Raw genomic sequence first — 2,774 nt, forward strand, 5'->3', positions numbered from 1 at the left:
CCAGCAGCGAAATACTCAGAGGAGTTCAAGGCCCAGGTGGTGCGTGAGGTGATCGAGAAGGACCGCACGATCGCCTCGGTAGCCGCCTCGTACGGTCTTGTGGCCCAGACGGTGGGTAACTGGGTCGCAAGATACAAGAAGGAGCACGCCACCGACCTGGACCGCAAGAAGGCCTCTGAGTCGGCTGAGATCGCGAAACTGAGAGCAGAGGTTCGTGAGCTGCGTGGGGAGAATGAGTTCTTGAAAAAAGCAGCTGCCTTCGTGTGTCCTGAACGGAAGGGAGCTGTGGATGTAGTTCTGTAGCTTCTGGATGGTGTTGCGTAGATGATGAGGGTTGTGGCCCCTCGAAGTCGTTGTGCGGATGATGGCTTCAAACCGCCTTGTGCTGCGTTGGCTGAAGACCGTCGTGGTGAGCGTTCAAGGAAAAGGGCGTCCGTGGGCGGATGTCAGGTGGGGGCCGGGAAGACGAACGCGAGTGAACCGCTGTGGAAGCGTCGAAATGCTTGGATGGCATCAGAACTGGGGTTTGAAGGTGCCCTGGGATGAGTCTGGCGGTGTGTCCGTGTTGCTGGTCAGGCGGTGCCCGGCGTGAAGGCGGCGTGAGCCCGGTCTGCTGCGTCTGCGTGAAACAGGAGAAGGCGCCTTGTGGTCGTGCCTGCTGGGTGCGGGTGGGGCGCCGGCGGACCGACTCGTAGTAGTGATGATGCTTCTGTAATGGGGGCGGAGCGAAGGGGTCGGGTCGTTCGTGATGTGTTCGTGCTGGTCAACCGGGGTCTGTGGGAGGAATTGGGATGAGCGGGTCAGTGTCATTGGTAGGGGTGGCGCCAAGGGCCGTCGAAGACGGCGGGTAAGGCGTTCGATATTCCCAAGGCTCTGGTAGTGGAGGCTTGGGAGAGGGGGTCAGGAGCAACAAGGGCGCGCCCGGGGTCGACGGGGCGGCTGTCGAGGACTTCGAGAGGGATCTACAGGCGAACCTGTACAAGATCTGCAAGCCGGATGTCCTCGGGCAGCTACTTCCCGCCTTTGGTGCGTCAGGTTCGGATCCCCAAGCCTGATGGAGGCATCAGGGTGCTGGGTGTGCCGACAGTCGCTGACCGTCTGGCGCAGACGGTGGTGGCCTTGGTGCTGGAGCGCAGGGCCGAGCCGGTGTTCCACCAGGGCTCGTACGGTTACCGTCCCGGACGCGGCGCGATCGACGCGGTCGCGGCGTGCAGGAGGCGGTGCTGGGAGAGCAGCTGGGTCATCGACATGGATATCCAGGCGTTCTTCGACACCGTGCCGTGGGACCTGGTGTGTCGTGCGGTGGAGACGGTGTGCGACCTGCCGTGGGTGATGCTCTACGTGCGGCGCTGGCTCAAGGCGCCTGCGCAGCAGGGCGATGGGACGCTTACTGAGCGATGGAGGGGTACTCCTCAGGGGTCGGCGGTCTCGCCGGTTGTGGCTAATCTGTTCATGCACTACGCGCTCGATGCATGGCTTGCCCGGAATTTTGCGGGGGTTGTCTTCGAGCGTTACGCCGACGATGTGGTGATCTGCTGCAAGAGCCTGGAACAGGCCCGGGCGGTGCTGGCCGCGGTGGCGGAGCGCATGAGGCAGGTGGGGCTGAGGCTGCACCCGCGCAAGACCCGGATCGTGTACTGCAAGGACGCGAACCGGACTGGCTCATGGGAGCACACCGAGTTCACGTTCCTGGGGTATGAGTTCGGTGAGCGTACCGTCAAAGGGGCGACATGGACTGTTCCGGAGTTTCTCCCCGGCAGTGTCCAAGGCGGCCTTGAAACGGATGAGCGCCACAGTACGCTCCTGGCGTCTGCACCGATGGGTGACAGCGACGGTCAGTGATCTGGCAGCACACGTCAACCCGGTGGTGCGAGGCTGGATGCGCTACTACGGAGCCTTCCATCCGTCAGCGCTCTACCCCCTGCTCAGGAGAATCAACTCCTACCTGGTCCGGTGGCTCAGGGGAAAGTACCGCAGACTGCGGGCCAGCTGGGCCACAACCATGCGGAAGTGGTACACAGGCGTCAAGAAAGCGCCAAGCTACTTCGCACACTGGGCCTGGGTTACCGAGCCTGGCCCCGTGTGGTGACACCAGAACGACAAGAGCCGTATGACGGGAGACTGTCACGTACGGTTCTGTGGGAGCCCGGGGACCACGGTCCCCGGGCCACCCGACTTCGCCAAGGAACGACCGTGACCGAGCGCTATGAGCTCATCAACCGCGAAGAAGGCCATTATCCCATCTCCTCAATGTGCCGGTGGTCGGGAGTGTCGAAATCAGGGTACTACTCCTGGCGCGACCGACCACAGTCACAGACGGCCATCAGGAGGGAGGAACTGGCCATGATGATTAAGGACGTGTTTGAGCACTCCGATGCCACCTACGGGTACCGGCGTATCCAGGTGGTCCTGGAGCGGCGTGGGGTCCGGACCGGCGGTTCCACGATCCGGTCCATCATGAGGGACCTGGGGCTGCAAGCCGCACAGCCACGGGCAAAAGTCCGAACCACCATACCGGCCGAGGACCTGGACGAGCGGCCCGGACCTGCTCAGGCGAGACTTCACCGCTGACGAACCTGGACGTAAGTGGTGCGGGGACATTCCCCCGCAAGCGGGAGGTGCCCCCTCCTATATCAGGACGTGGGCCGGGTTTATCTATCTAGCGACCGTTCTGGACTGCTGTACTAAGAAGGTCGTGGGTTATGCGATGGCCGACCACATGCACACCTCCCTGGTGTGCCAGGCCATTGACATGGCGGTCAGGAGATGCCCGA

Annotated in this window: 5 protein-coding genes; all 5 read left to right on the forward strand. The window is 62.7% G+C overall.

Translation table 11 applies throughout. The features are described from left to right. A partial coding sequence (locus BKH32_RS13030; protein ID WP_143222853.1) for a transposase occupies window positions 1–303 on the forward strand: 303 nt, incomplete at its 5' end. Between the two features lie 693 nt (window positions 304–996). Next, window positions 997–1,842, forward strand: a complete 846-nt coding sequence (locus BKH32_RS13035) for a reverse transcriptase domain-containing protein (RefSeq protein WP_218638477.1) — start codon at window positions 997–999, stop codon at window positions 1,840–1,842. Then, on the forward strand, window positions 1,784–2,089 hold the full coding sequence (locus BKH32_RS14820) for a group II intron maturase-specific domain-containing protein (protein WP_218638478.1): 306 nt from the start codon (window positions 1,784–1,786) through the stop codon (window positions 2,087–2,089). Before BKH32_RS13035 ends, BKH32_RS14820 begins: the two co-directional genes overlap by 59 nt. A 104-nt stretch (window positions 2,090–2,193) precedes the next feature. Further along, window positions 2,194–2,571, forward strand: coding sequence for an IS3 family transposase (locus BKH32_RS13040; protein ID WP_081376824.1), 378 nt, complete (start codon window positions 2,194–2,196; stop codon window positions 2,569–2,571). Beyond that, window positions 2,546–2,774 (forward strand): DDE-type integrase/transposase/recombinase (locus tag BKH32_RS14825; RefSeq protein WP_143222854.1); only part of this gene is annotated, 229 nt, incomplete at its 3' end. The genes BKH32_RS13040 and BKH32_RS14825, both read left to right, overlap by 26 nt.

The sequence above is a fragment of the Actinomyces oris genome, from assembly GCF_001929375.1.
Taxonomy (GTDB): domain Bacteria; phylum Actinomycetota; class Actinomycetes; order Actinomycetales; family Actinomycetaceae; genus Actinomyces; species Actinomyces oris_B.